The organism is Bacteroides sp. 1_1_30, from assembly GCF_020982715.1.
GTDB lineage: Bacteria > Bacteroidota > Bacteroidia > Bacteroidales > Bacteroidaceae > Bacteroides > Bacteroides xylanisolvens.
Genome location: NZ_JAJKHN010000108.1, coordinates 1 through 17,584 on the forward strand (window position 1 = coordinate 1; position 17,584 = coordinate 17,584).

At 45.6% G+C, this 17,584-nt stretch carries 13 protein-coding genes and 2 pseudogenes; 13 read left to right on the forward strand and 2 right to left on the reverse strand.

Features of this window, described 5'->3' with window-relative positions; genetic code table 11:
• Positions 1 to 320 precede the first annotated feature (320 nt).
• Positions 321 to 1,449: pseudogene (locus LPH68_RS22795) on the forward strand (OmpA family protein).
• Between the two features lie 182 nt (positions 1,450 to 1,631).
• On the opposite strand, the gene LPH68_RS22800 reads toward LPH68_RS22795, so the two are convergent.
• Positions 1,632 to 1,793: a hypothetical protein gene (locus tag LPH68_RS22800; protein ID WP_230297160.1), complete on the reverse strand. Its 162-nt coding sequence runs from the start codon at positions 1,791 to 1,793 to the stop codon at positions 1,632 to 1,634.
• A 259-nt stretch (positions 1,794 to 2,052) separates the two neighbouring features.
• Between LPH68_RS22800 and LPH68_RS22805 the strand changes: the two genes are divergently transcribed.
• The 12 genes and pseudogenes from LPH68_RS22805 (at position 2,053) to LPH68_RS22860 (ending at position 16,609) form a co-directional block, all read left to right on the forward strand.
• Positions 2,053 to 2,679 carry a TetR/AcrR family transcriptional regulator gene (locus LPH68_RS22805; protein WP_004309917.1) on the forward strand — a complete coding sequence of 209 codons (627 nt, stop codon included), beginning with the start codon at positions 2,053 to 2,055 and terminating at the stop codon, positions 2,677 to 2,679.
• Complete coding sequence (locus LPH68_RS22810; RefSeq protein ID WP_004318707.1) at positions 2,676 to 2,909, forward strand: hypothetical protein; 234 nt, start codon at positions 2,676 to 2,678, stop codon at positions 2,907 to 2,909. The genes LPH68_RS22805 and LPH68_RS22810 overlap by 4 nt, the downstream gene beginning before the upstream one ends.
• A 56-nt stretch (positions 2,910 to 2,965) precedes the next feature.
• Complete coding sequence (locus LPH68_RS22815; RefSeq protein ID WP_004309916.1) at positions 2,966 to 3,196, forward strand: hypothetical protein; 231 nt, start codon at positions 2,966 to 2,968, stop codon at positions 3,194 to 3,196.
• Between the two features lie 114 nt (positions 3,197 to 3,310).
• On the forward strand, positions 3,311 to 4,126 hold the full coding sequence (gene zupT, locus LPH68_RS22820) for a zinc transporter ZupT (protein ID WP_032837563.1): 816 nt from the start codon (positions 3,311 to 3,313) through the stop codon (positions 4,124 to 4,126).
• A 213-nt stretch (positions 4,127 to 4,339) separates the two neighbouring features.
• Positions 4,340 to 6,706, forward strand: coding sequence for an RND family transporter (locus LPH68_RS22825; RefSeq protein ID WP_004309914.1), 2,367 nt, complete (start codon positions 4,340 to 4,342; stop codon positions 6,704 to 6,706).
• A 1-nt stretch (position 6,707) separates the two neighbouring features.
• Positions 6,708 to 8,463 (forward strand): annotated as a pseudogene (locus tag LPH68_RS22830) (ABC transporter ATP-binding protein).
• 18 nt (positions 8,464 to 8,481) lie between these two features.
• Positions 8,482 to 10,224, forward strand: a complete 1,743-nt coding sequence (locus tag LPH68_RS22835; RefSeq protein ID WP_004309912.1) for an ABC transporter ATP-binding protein — start codon at positions 8,482 to 8,484, stop codon at positions 10,222 to 10,224.
• A 39-nt stretch (positions 10,225 to 10,263) separates the two neighbouring features.
• On the forward strand, positions 10,264 to 11,049 hold the full coding sequence (locus LPH68_RS22840) for an outer membrane lipoprotein-sorting protein (protein WP_004309911.1): 786 nt from the start codon (positions 10,264 to 10,266) through the stop codon (positions 11,047 to 11,049).
• Positions 11,049 to 12,308 (forward strand): DUF1302 family protein, encoded by a 1,260-nt coding sequence (locus LPH68_RS22845; protein ID WP_004309910.1) that lies wholly within the window; start codon positions 11,049 to 11,051, stop codon positions 12,306 to 12,308. Before LPH68_RS22840 ends, LPH68_RS22845 begins: the two co-directional genes overlap by 1 nt.
• Before the next feature lie 215 nt (positions 12,309 to 12,523).
• Entirely contained in the window at positions 12,524 to 12,979 is a 456-nt protein-coding gene (locus LPH68_RS22850) for an HU family DNA-binding protein (protein ID WP_004318713.1), read from the forward strand.
• An 18-nt stretch (positions 12,980 to 12,997) separates the two neighbouring features.
• Positions 12,998 to 15,340 carry a TonB-dependent receptor gene (locus tag LPH68_RS22855; RefSeq protein ID WP_004309908.1) on the forward strand — a complete coding sequence of 781 codons (2,343 nt, stop codon included), beginning with the start codon at positions 12,998 to 13,000 and terminating at the stop codon, positions 15,338 to 15,340.
• 30 nt (positions 15,341 to 15,370) lie between these two features.
• A complete protein-coding gene (locus tag LPH68_RS22860; protein ID WP_004309907.1) occupies positions 15,371 to 16,609 on the forward strand; it encodes a DUF5074 domain-containing protein in 1,239 nt (412 codons plus the stop codon).
• Between the two features lie 92 nt (positions 16,610 to 16,701).
• On the opposite strand, the gene LPH68_RS22865 is transcribed toward LPH68_RS22860, so the two are convergent.
• Positions 16,702 to 16,917 (reverse strand): IS3 family transposase, encoded by a 216-nt coding sequence (locus LPH68_RS22865; protein ID WP_004312979.1) that lies wholly within the window; start codon positions 16,915 to 16,917, stop codon positions 16,702 to 16,704.
• Positions 16,918 to 17,584: the final 667 nt, after the last annotated feature.

The window sequence follows — 17,584 nt, forward strand, 5'->3', positions numbered from 1 at the left end:
AGATGTGTATAAGAGACAGATATGTATAATCGTAATAGTACAAAATAGCAGTAAGTTATTGCTATTCAGAGTAAAAGTATCAGTTCACTCGTTGTTGTTAAAAAATAAACTTGACTACCCTAAAGGTGTAAGTGTAAGTGCTTTTTTGAATTTTATCAAGGGTGTTAGATATGTGTTAGATTATTAATTGAACCATTTTTGCAAACTACTGATTATAAGTAAAATAAAAATCAATGTATTAGATTTATTCTTTTGTCCTACAACTAAAAAGCTCTGCAATCTTTTTACTTTTGCATTCGAAAAAAATAAAACAATAGATTATGAAGAAAATTGCTATTTTATTAGTTTTTACTTTGGGAACATTTATTGTAAATGCCCAATCAGTTGTAGAAGGAACAAAGTTTATGGACAATTGGTCTGTAGGAGTGAATGCAGGAGCAGTTACCCCTCTCACTCACGCCTCTTTCTTTAAAGGGATGCGTCCCGGTTTCGGAGTTGGAATATCCAAACAATTAACTCCTAGTTTTCGGTTTGGAATTTCAGGGAATGGGATATATCAATACAACTCCGAGTAAAACAGCTTTTGATGTTTTAGATGTCAGCTTGTTAAGTAAAATTAACTTAATAAATCTATTTGCAAGCTATCGGGGCAAACCTCGTTTGTTTGAGATAGAAGCTATTGCCGGAATGGGGTGGTTGCATTATTATGTAAATGGTAAAGGAGATGACAATTCATGGTCTACCCGTCTCGGATTGAATCTTAATTTCAACCTCGGTGAAACAAAAGCATGGACATTGGGAATTAAGCCCGCTATCGTATATGATATGCAAGGTGATTTTAATCAGGCAAAGAGTTGTTTCAATGCAAACAATGCAACATTTGAACTGACTGCCGGATTGACTTATCACTTCAAGATGAGTACTGGGAATCATTACTTTACTAAAGTAAAAGTCTACAATCAGAGCGAAATTGATGATTTGAATGTTGCTATTAATGCACTTCGCGAACAGGTGGGCAGTCGTGACAGAGAACTAAACAATGCTAACCAAAGAATTAGCGGTTTGCATAAAGAGTTGGAAGAATGTCGTACAAAGGTCGTTCCCATTGAAACAGTAGTCAAGACTGCCCGCGTTCCGGAATCTATCATTACTTTCAGACAAGGTCGCTCATCAGTGGATGCATCACAGCTACCGAATGTGGAACGTGTAGCCTCCTACATGAAGAAATATCCCGATTCAAAAGTCATTATTAAAGGGTACGCTTCTCCAGAAGGCAATGTTGAGATCAACGCAAAAATTGCTACCGCACGTGCAGAAGCTGTAAAAACAATCCTTGTTAATAAATACAAGATTAATACGTCTCGTATTACTGCCGAAGATCAGGGAGTAGGTGACATGTTTACCGAACCGGATTGGAACCGTGTAAGTGTATGTACTATCGAAGATTGATGTAATAAGAATATTTGGAGTTGTTGAAGGTAAATAAAAAAGGAAGCCCGAAATCTGAGGGCACTGAAAAAGTTCTTTTTCTCCGTTAGCTCCTCTTCTTATGAATTGGCTCCAAAGTTGCATGGCGTATGATAAATTTCATTTGCATGCAACTTTTCCTTATATTGGTAGTGAGTAATCGTCTATCGGTATACATGCACGCTGGCAACGACACTCTCAAAGGAGACTTTGAAAGAATGCAACTTCAGTCCGCTTTTCCCATCTGCTCCGACTACGGCTCGGAGGCTATCGTCCTTCTGATCTTTGACCAAAAGAACTTCTTGGTCTTTGATTTTTTTGCTCATATTACTATGTATTTAATGACGTCAGTAGCGGTTTACAGACAAAAGTAAACAAAAAAAAGTGAGTGCTAGAGATTGTAAATAAGTGAGTATTTGTAGCTTTGATATGATTAGGAGTAGCATATTGAAAGTTATAAATTTCATTTGCTGAATTACCATAAATGGGGAATGGTAAGTAAAAAAATCATCATTTTAAGGTATTGCAACCGAAAAAATATGTGACTAATTTTGCGTTATAAAATAAAGAATTATGTTCTGACCTATGCAAACAACGAAGGATTATATACGTAAGCTATTGCTGGAAACAGCGCAGAAAGCTTTTTTCGAAAAGGGCTTCAAGTCGGTGTCTATGCGTGAGATTTCTAAGTTGTCGGGCATTGGTCTGAGCAATATATACAATTACTATCCCTGTAAGGACGATTTACTGGTTGATGTGTTGCGTCCTCTTTTGGCTGCTATGTACAGGATGCTGGAAGATCACAACCGACCGGAGAATTTCTCCCTTGACATATTTATCTCAGATGAATATCATCGTGCATCTTTGCAGGAGCTTATGGGCATTATAACTCGTTACCGAAGTGAATTAAATTTGCTGTTTTTCTCTACGCAGCATTCTCGCCTCAAAGATTATTTGGAAGAGTGGATTGAGAAGAGTGCCACAATAGGGATGGAATATATGGAAAAGATGAGAAGACTCCATCCGGAACTACATACCGATATTTCTCCGTTCTTCATGCACTTCACCTGCTCTTGGTGGATTAATATGATGAAAGAGGTGGTGCAACATAAGGAACTTTCCTGCGAAGAGATAGAGTGTTTCATCAGTGAGTATATTCGCTTTAGCACGGGAGGATGGAAGAAACTCATGAATGTAAAGAATGAAAGATGAAGGCAGAACTATTGAAACATCCTGTCTGTCAAGAGATAACTAATCAAAACATCCGTTTCTCGTCTTGTCTGCAATGCAAGCCTTGCGGAAATGATTGTACGATTGTAAACAATCGAATCTCTTTTGTATTTGATTCCGAGACAATAGGCATCAGCTACCTTCTGCTCGACTCCACACCTATAGCCTGCATGGACAGATGCTGCAATCTTGTCAGGCAGCGTTTCGTTTGATGCAGGAGTTGGAACGCCGAGTCATTCCAGAAGAATCACTAAATAATAATCAGCATATGAGTATCATCAACATCATCAGCAACGACGAATTAACACTCGTACAAGGAGTCAACGGGCTTTTCTTCTGCGAGGAGTCATGGGTTACGCAAAGCAGGGCAGTCTCCCGTATCGGAAAGGTTTTGCCCAAAGAAATTATTGGGACGAAAGATCAAAGTACCAACATCGTACATCCGCAGACTGACCGAACTAAACTTAGTTGCCAAAAGCATGAAACGTCTTATTTCTAAATCTAACTGTTTCTCCTACCGAGCGAGCCGCCTGCAAAGAGCGGCTCGCTTTGCTTCTGAACAAAACAAACTTTTGTTCTCTTTTGACGCACTAACTTCCAATCCATCATAGCCATGTCTCAACCAGTACTTATAGCATTTTTCCTAACATCGTTTGCCGGTATATCCACAGGGATAGGCAGTGCGATTGCATTTTTTGCTAAGCGCACCAATACTTCATTCCTTTCTCTTTCATTGGGATTTTCAACAGCAGTAATGATTTATATGTCTTTCGCCAATCTGTTTGCCTCTTCTTTGCAGACTCTTGCCAATATACATGGCAAGGACGACGGAACTCTTCATTCCACACTTTCTTTTTTCGGGGGAATCGTATTGATTCTACTTATTGATAAGCTAATTCCTCACTACGAAAATCCACACGAAATGCATCGGGTGGAAGAAATGAGCTTAAAGGAAGAACGAAAGACTGAAATAAAGCCTCAATTATTACGCGTCGATGTAGTGACAGCCTTGGTGCTGGCAATACACAATTTCCCGGAAGGTATGGTTACGTTTCTTGCAGCATTGAAGGATATAAACATTGCTATACCTATTGCCTGTGCCATCGCCATACATAATATACCCGAAGGCATTTCCGTCTCCGTTCCGATCTATTATGCTACAGGTAATCGTAAACGGGCCCTTTGGCTTTCATTTCTATCGGGATTGGCCGAGCCGGTAGGAGCCGTCATCGGCTATCTTATCTTGGCACCATTCCTCAATGACCATGTTTTCGGCGTTATTTTCGGGATGATTGCCGGTATCATGGTATTTATCTCGCTTGATGAGTTACTACCCGCTGCCGAAGAATACGGTAAGCACCATCATACTATCTATGGTTTGGTAGCAGGCATGGCGGTTATGGCACTCAACCTGCTGATGTTGTGTTAGCAAGACTAAGTAATATAAAAAACATAAGTAAAAAAAAGAAAGAATATGAACACTTCTCACTCCTGCCGTTGTCACGTGCATGATGCCCACAAAGAGCATTCTTGTGTCCACGCACATTGTCACCATTATCATATGTAGCCCCAAAGTGGAAAGCTATTTCTCGTCACGCTGCTGAATGTGTTGAAATGAATGAACTTACCAATAACAAACGATATGAAAATAGAAAGAATCAATGACTGGTTTGCCCGTCAGGGCAGATGGATGGTACAAAAACGATGGCTTGTACTAAGCTTGTTTATCCTCGTCTTCGCCATAGGATTTACAGGGTTAAGATATTTCAAGGTGAGTGCTTCGTGGGAAAACTACTTCCTCGAAGACGACCCGATGCTTGTCAAGACCAAAGAATTCAAGGATATATTCGGCAATGACAATTTTGCCGCCGTACTGACCCAATGCGACAATTCGTTTATGAAAGAGAACTTAGAGCTCATCCGCGAACTCACGAACGAAATGATGGATAGCATTTCATACGCCGACAAAATCACTTCGCTCACTGACATCGAATTTATGGTAGGGAATGAAGAAGGAATGACTATCGAGCAGATAGTGCCTGACCTTATTCCCACTGATGCGGCAAGTCTGGAAACGATACGTCGCAAAGCCTATATGAAGCCACATATTGCCGAGCGGCTTGTCTCCAAAGATGGTACGCTCTCGTGGATTATTCTCAAGTTGCGTACCTTTCCTAAAGATTCAGTGTGGAATAAAGGTAAGAATGCCGTTTCTCCTGAAGTGCTAACGGGGAATGAGCTGGAGCATATCATCACTAAAGACAAATACCAAAAGCTCCATCCCAAAGGCACAGGCTTGCCCTACGTTACCGCCATGAAGATGAAATGGATTGGCAAAGAGATGCCCCGTGTGATGGGCATTGCCGCACTCGTTTCCATTCTTATTTTGTTACTCATAACACGCTCCCTACGGGGCGTTGTCGTTCCACTTATCACGGCGGCAGGCTCAATTGTGATTGTGTATGGACTGTTGGGATATGTCGGCATGACGATAGACAGCGGTATGATGATGATACCTATGCTGTTGGCGTTTGCCGTCTCGATAGCCTATAACATACATATCTTTTCCTATTTCAAACGGCAATTCCTTCTACACGGAGAACGTCGACGAGCCGTAGAAGAGACCGTGGGTGAAATGGGCTGGCCTGTGTTGTTCAGTGCACTCACCACCTTTGCCGCCCTGCTGTCGTTTCTCGCTATTCCGATGCAGCCCATGCGGTTCATTGGTATCGCTACCTCCTCGTGCGTGATGCTGGCTTTCTTCATTGCCATTACACTGATGCCCGTGCTGTTGAGTTTTGGCAAGAACGGCAAACCTCATCCCAAAGTGCAGGAAACCGGCGGACGGTGGCTCGACCATCAACTGGGGCGTTTGGGAGAAAGCGTACTCCGGCATGGCACATTGATCCTATGGATTGCAGGGCTGCTTACCGCAGCACTCATTTATCAATTCACCAAGATAGAGACCGCCTTTGACATAGAACGCACCATGGGACGTAAAATAGCCTATGTAAACAATCTGCTGGAAGTAGGTGAAAGCGAACTGGGATCCATCTACACCTACGACGTCATGATAGACCTGCCCGAAGACGGCTTGACAAAATCGCCGGCAATGCTTGTACGCTTAGACTCTCTGGCACAAAAGGCCGAAGGCTATAAGCTAACCAAGCGAACGACTACAGTGCTGAATATCCTAAAAGACCTGAATCAAACCCTGCACGAAGGAGATGCGGCTTATTATCGTATTCCGACGAATCCGGAAGAGGTGGCACAACTGCTGCTCCTTTACGAGAATGCAGGCGGTAGCGAAGCGGAATATTGGATCGATTACGACTATCGACGTTTGCGCCTGATGGTGGAGATCAGCAGTTTTGACTCCGGCGAGGTAGAACGAGAGTTGAACGATATTGCAGCCAATGCCGCCAGGCTCTTCCCCGAAGCTTCTGTCACTACAGTGGGTAGTATTCCGCAATTTACCGTGATGATGCAGTACGTGGCTCGCGGGCAGATGGTTTCATTTGCCATCTCTCTCCTTATTATCGGCATCCTAATGATGTTGGTCTTTGGCAGTGTACGCATCGGGCTTATCGGTTTGATACCCAATATCACTCCGGCTTTGGTGGTCGGCGGACTGATGGGATGGCTGGGCTACCCGTTGGATATGATGACCGCAACCATTATGCCGATGATCCTCGGTTTGGCTGTCGACGACACCATTCACTTCATCAACCACGGGCATTTGGAGTTCGACCGTCGAGGTAATTATCGGGATGCCATTCTCCGCTCGTTCCGTACGATCGGGACACCAATCATTCTGACCAGTGTCGTGATATGTGCGAACTTCGCTATTTACATGACTTCCGAAGGCCTCTCTTTTATACACATGGGTCTGCTCTCCGTAGCGGGTATCGTATCGGCACTCGTGGCCGACCTCTGCGTTACACCCGTGTTATTCCAAAAGTTCCGGTTATTCGGGAAAGAGATAGAAACCAATGAAACAATCAATTAATATGAATACATTAAAGAAACTTCAATTTTACATGGGCAAACGCAAGGTGCTTATGCCCATAGCCCTGACACTGTCGGGATTAAGCGGTCTGCTCTCGCTTATGCCATTCATCTTCATTTGGCTTATCGTACGCTCGCTACTATTGACTGGCAGCGTTGCCTCAGGAATCCCTATCAACGTCTATGCATGGTGGGCGGTAGGCACAGCCGTTGCCGGCCTTGTCATTTACTTTGCCGGGCTGATGCTTTTGCACTTAGCGGCGTTCCGGGTAGAAACCAATATGCGACGTACGGCTATGAGAAAAATCATGCAGATGCCGCTTGGCTTCTTCGACCGGAATACCAGCGGACAGATGCGTAAGATTATTGATGAAAATGCTTCTGAAACCCACACGTTTGTCGCACATCTCTTGCCCGACCTGGCGGGGAGTTTTATAGCCCCGCTGTCGGTTATAATATTGATCTTCGTCTTCAACTGGCAACTTGGTCTGGCGTGCCTGATCCCCCTCACGGCGGCTGTCTTCATCATGACACGGATGAATACAACTGCTCAGAAGGCGTTCCAAAATGAATACCTCGGAGCACAAGAGCATATGAGCAGCGAAGCGGTGGAATACGTACGTGGTATTTCGGTGGTGAAAGTGTTCCAGCAAACGATATTCTCTTTCAAACGTTTTTACGACAGCATCATCGCCTACCGGGATTTAGTTACCAAATACACGCTGGGTTGGCAAAAGCCGATGTCACTCTACACGGTGGCCATCAATAGCTTTGCTTTCCTACTTGTCCCCGTAGTCATATTGCTTATCGGCACACAAAAGCGAAAACATTGCCCCCATCATCACCGATATGTTCCTGTATGTGCTGATTACTCCGGTGATAGCAACCAATGTGATGAAAGTGATGTATCTGCAACAAGATATGTTTCTGGCAGATCAAGCCATAAGCCGGGTGGAAAACCTGACGAGTAGCGAACCACTCCCAATAGCCGAAAATCCGGAGAAAATCACCGCTTGCGATGTGACATTCGAGAACGTTTCGTTTGCCTATCCCAATGCCGGTCAAAATGCCGTAGACGGTATCAGCTTCCACCTCCCCGAAGGGAAGACTTTTGCCCTTGTGGGGCAATCGGGAGGAGGGAAGACCACCATTGCCCAACTCATTCCCCGCTTTTGGGACGTATCAGCAGGTAGTGTGACGATTGGCGGAATAAATGTGAAAAACATTGCCAAAGACAACCTGATGAACCACATCGCTTTCGTCTTCCAGAATACAAAACTCTTCAAGACCTCTTTGCTGGAGAACATCAAATACGGTAATCCGGCAGCGAGTGATGAAGCCGTGCAACGTGCCATAGACCTTTCCCAAAGTCGGGAGATCATCGACCGGCTACCCAACGGATTGAACACGAAGATAGGAGTAGATGGAACATTCCTTTCGGGAGGGGAACAGCAACGCATTGTCTTGGCCCGGGCCATCTTGAAAGATGCGCCGATTGTTGTCCTGGACGAAGCAACAGCTTTTGCCGACCCCGAAAACGAACACCTGATACAAAAAGCCCTGCACGAGCTGAGAAAAGGAAAGACAGTGTTGATGATCGCCCATCATCTGACTAGCGTACAGGATGCCGACAAGATACTGGTGATAGCACAAGGCAAGATTGCCGAAGAAGGCACACACAGCGAGTTGATAGCCCGAAACGGCATCTATAACAGCATGTGGAATGAATATCAACGAACCGTGACATGGACGGTATAAACCTCAGGAGACAACATTATGAATATTAGTAAATATTTTCAACACAGATTCACCTTATCGGAAGACGGGGCAAAGACCTTTATAAAAGGGGTTATAGCTTCTCTTTTTCTCAACCTGGCACTGATGCTGCCGGTAATCTTCATCTTTCTGTTCATCACCGATTACCTGCACCCTGTTATCCAAGCCGGGAACAGCACGACGCACGGGCTCTGGTACTACGTGCTGACGGCTCTCTGTTTTATGACGGTACTCTTTGTGATTGCGATGATACAGTACAAGAGCACCTACACGAAAATCTATACCGAGAGTGCCAACCGTCGTATTGGCATTGCCGAGAAGCTGCGTAAATTGCCTTTGGCTTTCTTCGGAGAAAAGAATCTTTCGGATCTCACCGCTACGATGATGGAGGATTGTAACATGTTGGAAACCCTCTTCTCTCACACAGTTCCACAACTCTTCGCCTCTGTCATCAGCATTATCTTGATTGCCACCGGGATGTTCTTCTACAACTGGCAACTGGCCCTTGCTCTCTTTGGGGTCGTACCGGTAGCGACAACGGTCATCTTCTTAGGAAAAAGGCTTATGGATAAAGCTAATAAGGAGTACTATCACGTAAGGCGTGATACGACCGAGCAGATACAGGAAGGGCTTGAAGCGGCGCAGGAGATTAAATCGTACAACGGAGAGGCAGCCTATTGCGACCGTTTAGACAAACAGCTCGAGATATATGAAGCCACTCTGCAGCGAGGCGAATTTCTCGGAGCGGGGCTTGTGGGCAGTGCACAGTCTATCCTGAAACTTGGTTTGGCAAGCGTTATCATTGCGGGAGCTTATTTACTTGGTTTGGGCAGCATCGACATGTTCACTTACTTGGTCTTCCTGCTCGTTGTAGCCAGCATCTACAACCCCATCATGGACGTGTTCAACCATATGGCGACACTGATACTACTCGATGTGCGTATCGACCGCATACGTGAGATGAACGACATGCCCGCACAGCAAGGCGATGAGGATTGCACGGTAGAGGGTTACGACATCTGTTTTGACAAGGTCGATTTTGCTTACGAGACAAGCAAGCAGGTGCTGCGCAACGTCTCTTTCACTGCCAAGCAAGGCAAAGTAACGGCACTTGTGGGACCTTCGGGGGGAGGCAAAAGCACTTCGGCAAAATTAGCTGCCCGCTTTTGGGATATTCATGGCGGAAAGATCACACTTGGCGGACGGGACATCTCAAAAATAGATCCCGAAATGCTCTTGAAAAACTATGCCGTAGTCTTTCAGGACGTGTTGCTTTTCAACGCTTCCGTCATGGACAACATCAAAATCGGGAAGAAAGACGCTACCGAGGAAGAGGTGAAAGCGGTAGCACGTCTTGCCCGTTGCGATGAGTTCATCGCCCGGCTGCCCAACGGTTACGACACCTTGATAGGCGAAAACGGAGAATCGCTATCGGGAGGCGAACGCCAACGCATATCCATTGCCCGTGCGCTTCTCAAAGATGCTCCTGTCATCCTCTTGGACGAAGCAACGGCAAGTCTGGACGTAGAGAACGAAACGTTGATACAGGCCGGTATATCGGAGTTGATCAAGAACAAGACCGTCGTCATCATCGCACACCGTATGCGCACCGTTGCCAACGCTCATCATATCGTGGTGCTGAAAGACGGAACCGTCGCAGAACAAGGAGCACCCGACGAACTGCTTGCCCGAAACGGCGAATTTGCCCGCATGGTAGCACGGCAGAAGGAGACCGGAATATAAATCGAATCAATCAGAATCAATTATAAAGAAAAAGGACAAATGAAGAGATCAATCGCAGTAGTAGCCATGCTTGTGGTGGGGTTCGCTGCCACAACATGCGCACAAACGGGCAGAGAGATTGCCCAAAAGGTAAAAGACCGTCCCGACGGCGATACCCGTCGGTCTGAAATGGTTATGACGTTAATCAACAAACGCGGAGCGGTGCGCGAACGCAAGCTCATTTCCTACTCCATCGATGTGGGCAAAGAAAAGAAAGACCGCAAGAGCATCATGTTCTTCCAATATCCCGGCGATGTAAAGGGGACGGGCTTCTTGACGTGGGATTATGATGAGCTAAACAAGGACGATGACAAATGGCTCTATCTGCCCGCCATAAAGAAAACGCGCCGTATCAGCGGTTCGTCTGCCAAGCAAGACTACTTTATGGGTAGCGACTTTACCTACGACGACATGGGCAGCCGCAACGTGGACGAGGATACGCACACGCTCCTGGGCGAAGAAACCGTCGACGGACAGAAGTGCTGGAAACTGGAATCCTTGCCTAAGGACAAGCGTGATATTTACTCCAGGAAAACGGCCCTGATACGTCAGGACTGTCTGATACCTGTCAGGGTGGAATATTACGACAAGATGGGCAAGCTGCACCGTCGTCTCGAGATGTCGGATATTGCCAAGGTAGAGGGCTTCTGGGTAGCCCGGAAGATGCACATGACCAACGTGCAAACCGAGCATCAGACGGTTCTCGAAATCAAGAATCCGACGTACAACATTCCCATGGAGGAGAGCAAGTTTAACGTGACCACGTTAGAGAAAGGCAGGTTCTGATGAAAGCGTTCAATCGTCTTTCCGCGGGGCTTTGCCTCTCGGTCTTTCTGTTTTGCCCCGTGCATGGAGTTTGGGGACAAGGAGCGGGCGAATCGTCGTGGCAGCTCAAAGGCCTTGTCGACACCTACCACGCCTTCCGCTCCGAAAAGCCGAACGATTGGATGTCTTCCCGTACCCGACTCAGGGGCGAGGTCGGCAAAAACTTCGCAGGCTCTTCGCTCTTCGTCTCGTTCAACGCTACCTACAACGCCTTGCTGAAAGAGCGCACCGGCTTTGAACTGCGGGAAGCATACCTTGACCATCGGCAGGAGCACTGGGGCTTTCGTCTCGGGCGACAACTTGTCATCTGGGGTGCGGCCGACGGCGTACGTATCACCGACCTCGTCTCACCCATGGATATGACCGAGTTCTTGGCGCAAGACTACGACGACATCCGCATGCCCGTCAATGCCCTGCGGTTCTTCGTCTTCAACGACAAGATAAAGCTCGAACTGCTTGCCGTTCCCACTTTCGAAGGATACAAGCTGCCCACCGATGCCGCCAATCCGTGGAGCGTGTTGCCTAAAGAAACACCCCGGTCCCTTGTCTGGGACGCGGAGGGAAGCCGCCCCGAGCTACGCCTCTCCAACGTAGAATACGGGGGCAGGCTCTCTTTCGCCCTGCCGGGGGTAGACTTCTCGCTTGCCGCGCTGCATACGTGGAACAAGATGCCCGTCATCGAGTACAAACCATCGGGCTCCCAACTTACGGTTTCGCCCCGATACTACCGCATGGGATTCGTCGGAGGCGATGTCTCAAAGCCCTTGGGACAGTTCGTGCTGCGCGGCGAAGCGGCCTTCAACCTCGGGAAGCATTTCAGCTACATACAGCAAGCCGCCTCCACCCCTCAAAAAGGATTCAACACCATCAATTGGTTGGTGGGGGCCGACTGGTATGCCCCTCATGAATGGACAGTGATGGCTCAGTTCTCTTCCGAGAGTATTTTCAAGTACGAAAGCTACGTCGCACAGCCCCGCCATAATTCGCTCCTTACGCTCTGCGTGTCGAAGAAGTTACTGGACAGCAACTTACAGCTTTCCGACTTCACCTATTTCGACCTCAACCACAAGGGCTGGTTCAGCCGTTTCACGGCTGACTATGCCCTGAACGACCACATCCACCTCTTGGCAGGCTACGACTGGTTCGGAGGAAGCGAGGGTATGTTCGGCCCGTATAAGCACAATTCGGAAGTATGGGCAAAGGCTAAATACTGCTTTTGAGATCCACACCATTTTAATAACCATAAACAAAATTTGAAAAGATTATGAAGAAGACATACGACAGCAGTTAAAGAGAATGCGGACTTAAGCAATCGGAATCGTTTAAGTTAAACGGTGAAAGACGTTCCAATGGAGCGATCAAAGCCGTTTACTGAAGCTGTTTAAGTAGAACAGCAAAATTATTCAAAGTATAACCATCAAAAACATCAAAAGTCATGTTACTATACAACGTAAAAAAAGAAGAGATGCGCATCGGTAAACACAAGGGCAAAACCATGTATTACGCCTCTCCCATTGCACAAGACAAGATTACCACCAAGCAGCTAGAGGATCGGATTGTCAATGCCACAGCCCTGAGCCGTGCCGACGTGCGGTCAGCCATCACCGCCTTGGCGAAAATCGTACGTGAAGAGATGCTCAGCGGCAGAACCGTTGACCTGGCCAACCTCGGGTCATTTAAGGTTGTATCCAACGGGAAACGCGTGGAAACGGAAAAAGCCGTTACCGCCGAAACTCTCAAAACACCACGCATTCAGTTTTTTCCCAAACTCGAAATGCGCAATCAGGCAAAAAACGTACAGCATGTGGTGATACGTGAAAGCGAGGCCGGATCGGCTAAACCGAGTCCGAATCCCGGAGATTTGCCCGAAGCACCCGATTCTGCTCTTTAATATTCATAACAAGAAACAATGAAGCAGCAAGTATTATTTTTCTTTTTCACGCTGATGCTCACAGGTATCAGCGTGTCCGCCCAAACAGGTGGAGGACGGATTGCAGGCGTGGTCATCGACAATGCAGGCGAAGAACCACTGCCCGGCGCAACCATCTTCATCGAAGAGCTGAAAAAGGGCATTGTGACAGACGGGCATGGCGAGTTCTTACTTTCCGATGTTCCCGCAGCCACTTATACGCTTACTGTAAGGTTTATAGGCTACCACACGCAAACCCGCAAGCTCACGGTGGGTAAAGAGAGAGGGAAAAAAATCATCATCCGCCTGAAAGCCGAAGCAAAATCGTTGGACGAGGTGGTAGTGATGGGTAAGAGCGAAGCCCGTAAGTTACGGGAGCAGGCCATGCCCATATCCGTTATCAGCATGAACCAGATACAAGGAACGGTTAACAATGTACAAGACATTCTGGCAAAAACTGCCGGAATCACCGTGCGTGCCACGGGTGGAACGGGCAGTACCTCTCGCATATCGGTGCGCGGACTGGAAGGCAAACGCATCGGGCTTTTCATTGACGGGAATCCGATGAACGACAATTCCGATTTTATCGACATCAATGATATTCCGGTCGAAATGATCGACCGCATCGAGATATACAAAGGAGTTGTCCCTGCCAAGTTCGGAGGTTCTGCCGTAGGTGGTGCGGTCAATATTGTCATCAAAGAGTATCCGCCTAAATATTTGGACGTGAACTATTCTTACGGCAGTTTCAATACGCACAATGCATCCGTTGTGAGCAAGATGAACATTGCCCCAAAAGGAATCGAGTTCGGGCTGGGAGGTTTTTATACCTATGCCGACAACGACTACAAGATGAAGTCTCCTTTTCAAGAGGGGCTTACTATAACCCGCGATCACGACAAGTTTAAAAAAACAGTCATCGGCGGTAGCTTTAAGGCACGGAAGTGGTGGTTTGACTTGGTGGAGTTTGAACCCGTTTTCATACATACTTACAAAGATATACAGGGGATAGAATCGAACATCCGGCATGCACACAGCCATTCCAACGCCTTTATTTTCGCCAATAAGATGGAGAAAGAAAACTTCCTCTTAGACGGCCTGGACTTGGACTGGCAGCTGGGGTATATCTATACCGACTATCATTTTGCCGATACCGCCTCGCACCGCACACATTGGGATGGAACGCATTATCCGGCAGTTTCCGAATTCGGCGGCGAAATCGGCAAATGGGCTTCATTATTGACGAATGAAAAGCATCAATTGCAGCACAAATTGAATCTCAACTATCTTGTCAATGAGAACCATTCGGTAAACTTCAACTCTTTGCTGAAATACGCTCATGCCAACCCTCGTGATGGGATGAAGGACAAGGTCATAGGTTATCGTACCGACTTTCCAAGCAATATGTTCAGTTGGGTGGCAGGCTTGAATTACGACTATCGCACCTCGAACGATAAGTTCCTTAACTCTTTCAACGTCAAGTATTACTACTACTCGATGAAAACGCGGATGGCAAGTGTCCTGGTAAAGACAGCAGAGGATATAGACACACACAAGAATGATTTCGGCATCAGCAATGCACTTCGCTACCGCATCACACCCAGTCTGATGGCAAAAGCTTCGTTCGGATATGATGTAAGGCTTCCATCGGAAGAGGAACTGTTGGGTGATGGATACGTGATAGCTCCTGCCGGCAATCTCACTCCCGAACGCAATATAAGTGTCAACATAGGAATGTTATTCGATTTAACTGGAAAAGCCTCCTCTAACTTACAGATTGAACTGAACGGATACTATATGCATCTCAAAGACATGATTCGCTTTACGGGCGGATTCTTGCAGTCGCAGTATCAGAACTTCGGCGAGATGCGGACTCTTGGTATGGAAGCAGAGGTGAAAGCCGACATGACACGGTGGCTCTATGGCTATGTGAACGCCACTTACCAAGATCTGCGAGATGTGCGTAAGTATGAACAAAATACAACTGTTGCCAACCCTACCAAAGGTAGCCGTATGCCCAATATACCCTATCTGATGGCAAACGCAGGATTGGAGTTTCACAAAGAAAATCTGTTCGGAGGCAGCGGGATGAATACGCGCATATTCACCGATGCTTCATTTGTGGAAGAATATCTGTACGACTTCGAACAAAGCCAATTCCAGCAGCATCGCATACCTCGAGCCCTCTCGTGCAATATAGGCTTTGAGCAAAGCTTTGGCAATGGGCGCTACTTCATTATGGGAAAAATAAACAACCTGACCGATACAAAAATGATCAGCGAGTTTAACCGTCCTTTACCCGGACGTAGCTTCACTATCAGATTCAGATACGTATTTAAGTAACAAATTAACAATCATTAAACAAAAAAAGAAATGAAAAAGAATGTATTTTTTGTAGCAGCGATATTCGCTGCATTGTGCCTTAACTCATGTGACAAGAATGATCCGGACAATCCTATTGCAGGAGGTTCGGGAAAGATTCTCCTAACAACAGCCCTACCCAATGCAACAGGTATGGATGGAACGGTTTATATGCAACTCATTGATGAGCCTGTATTAGGCAAGACGATGGCTACCAATAACAACAATGGTATAAATGTTCCCTTTGGCAGTTCTTATCCTATGATAATAGGTCAGGAAGTCTATGTCTTCCCAAGCTATCATTTGACAATGGACAAAAACGAACTGATTAAATACCGTCGCACGAATGGAATTTTACAAAGAGAGGGAAGCTTGCAATTGCCTGCCAATAACAGTGCCAACAATCTTGTCAAACTATCTTCCACAAAAGCCTATCTATCGCTTGCCGGACTAGGACTGATTTACATATTTAATCCCGAAACGATGCAGAAGACAGGAGAGATCAACCTGACCTCTTTGGGTATTCAAGATAATAATCCGGACATCGGAATCATGATTGAGCGTGACGGATATGTGTTTGCTGGTCTAAGCCAGATGGTGGGAGGTTGGACAAGCCCTGAGAATTACAAACAAGCAGATGTAGCCGTCATTGACACCAAGACGGACAAGTTGGTCAAGATGATTTCAGAGAAAACCAGTGGTTTTTCTCAAGCCACACGTCCGATCGACCCCAAGTCTTTATTCATGGATGAAAAAGGCGATATATACATTTCTTGTCTCGGGAACTTCGGAATGGTGGCAGGTCATAAGGCCGGCATACTTCGGATTAAGAAAGGAGAAACAGACTTTGATCCAACATACCATTGGACGATAACCGGAGCTTCTATCGAAGGAGAAGAGAAAGTAGCTGGTTTTGCCGCTTCAATTTGTTATGCAGCCAATGGCAAAGCCTACGGATACATTGATATTCCCGGTTATTACAAACCAGGAGAAACGGGACATGGCGCTATAGCGAGCCGAGCTGTAGTCTTTGATTTATACAATCAGAAGATGAAGAAAATAGAAGGATTGGATTTGTCCAATGGCTATGGCGTGTTAGTGTCTAAATATAAAGACGGTTTGGCAATCGCCAATGCTTCAACGACAACAAAAGGCATCTATTATCTCAATCCTCAGACAGATAAGATTAATCCTATTCCTATGATAACCACCATAGGAAATCCCATGGCTATAGAGTGGTTCGGCAACTAAACTTATAACGCGAGTTCGGGATAGCCTCCTTCCAAAAATAAAGAGGGTGTCCGACTGATGAAGTGACCCCAAAAATTTGGACTGGTTAAACACTATCCAGTTATAGAAAGAGTTCGGTATTGTACTGGACTCTTTCCTTTTAACCGGGACTTAATTCTTTTATTATTATAATAATCTATATATCCTTCCAAAGCCTTTGTGAAGTCTTCCGGAGACTCGAACTTTTCAGCGTATAGAAGTTCAGATTTCATAATTCTGAAAAAATTCTCCATCATAGAGTTGTCCAGACAGTTTCCCTTTCTCGACATACTTTGAATTATATGATGCTCTTCAAGCCTTTTCCGATATCCGAAGTGTTGGTATTGCTAACCTTGATCAGAATGAAGTACGAGTCCGTCAAGGTTATCACACTTATCAAATGCTTTATCGAGCATGTCATATACTTGTTCAAGATGAAGTGCACCCTCTTACATTTTATTTTTTTAGGAATATCCCCAAATAACTTGATGTCTGCTTTAACGATAGAACCTGTTAGGTGTTTGCAGCGGACATCACCATAACCCATTGCCATTACCACTACTTCTTGCAGTTGTTGTGAGCCCTCTCTTAAGTTGATGAAAAACTTCCGCTAATTGTTTACCGGAACTTCTTGTGTTTGATAACCAATGAATGAAATGACCAAGGTTTCTTCGGAAGATACATTGGCTAATGCAGTCGGTGATACAACCATTGCTTGTACCTTTTACGAAGACTGACGCACCGGTAACCAGACCGAAATCATCATTCACGGTACCGGAAATGCTTAGCTAGAAATAGCTTGTGAGCTGATTCTATTTTAAAATATAAATGTTAGTTTTATGTTAGATAATTCCGGATACTTTAATCTTAAGAATTTGATTATAATACATATATAAATTTATTTGTTAGATTTAAAGTTTTTTTTTATAACTGTAAAATACAGATTTAGCCTTATAT

Coding starts and splice junctions, on each gene's coding strand:
- LPH68_RS22800 (WP_230297160.1), bottom strand. CDS start 1,793: ATGAGCAAAAAAATCAAAGACCAAGAAGTTCTTTTGGTCAAAGATCAG.
- LPH68_RS22805 (WP_004309917.1), top strand. CDS start 2,053: ATGCAAACAACGAAGGATTATATACGTAAGCTATTGCTGGAAACAGCG.
- LPH68_RS22810 (WP_004318707.1), top strand. CDS start 2,676: ATGAAGGCAGAACTATTGAAACATCCTGTCTGTCAAGAGATAACTAAT.
- LPH68_RS22815 (WP_004309916.1), top strand. CDS start 2,966: ATGAGTATCATCAACATCATCAGCAACGACGAATTAACACTCGTACAA.
- zupT (WP_032837563.1), top strand. CDS start 3,311: ATGTCTCAACCAGTACTTATAGCATTTTTCCTAACATCGTTTGCCGGT.
- LPH68_RS22825 (WP_004309914.1), top strand. CDS start 4,340: ATGAAAATAGAAAGAATCAATGACTGGTTTGCCCGTCAGGGCAGATGG.
- LPH68_RS22835 (WP_004309912.1), top strand. CDS start 8,482: ATGAATATTAGTAAATATTTTCAACACAGATTCACCTTATCGGAAGAC.
- LPH68_RS22840 (WP_004309911.1), top strand. CDS start 10,264: ATGAAGAGATCAATCGCAGTAGTAGCCATGCTTGTGGTGGGGTTCGCT.
- LPH68_RS22845 (WP_004309910.1), top strand. CDS start 11,049: ATGAAAGCGTTCAATCGTCTTTCCGCGGGGCTTTGCCTCTCGGTCTTT.
- LPH68_RS22850 (WP_004318713.1), top strand. CDS start 12,524: ATGTTACTATACAACGTAAAAAAAGAAGAGATGCGCATCGGTAAACAC.
- LPH68_RS22855 (WP_004309908.1), top strand. CDS start 12,998: ATGAAGCAGCAAGTATTATTTTTCTTTTTCACGCTGATGCTCACAGGT.
- LPH68_RS22860 (WP_004309907.1), top strand. CDS start 15,371: ATGAAAAAGAATGTATTTTTTGTAGCAGCGATATTCGCTGCATTGTGC.
- LPH68_RS22865 (WP_004312979.1), bottom strand. CDS start 16,917: ATGTCGAGAAAGGGAAACTGTCTGGACAACTCTATGATGGAGAATTTT.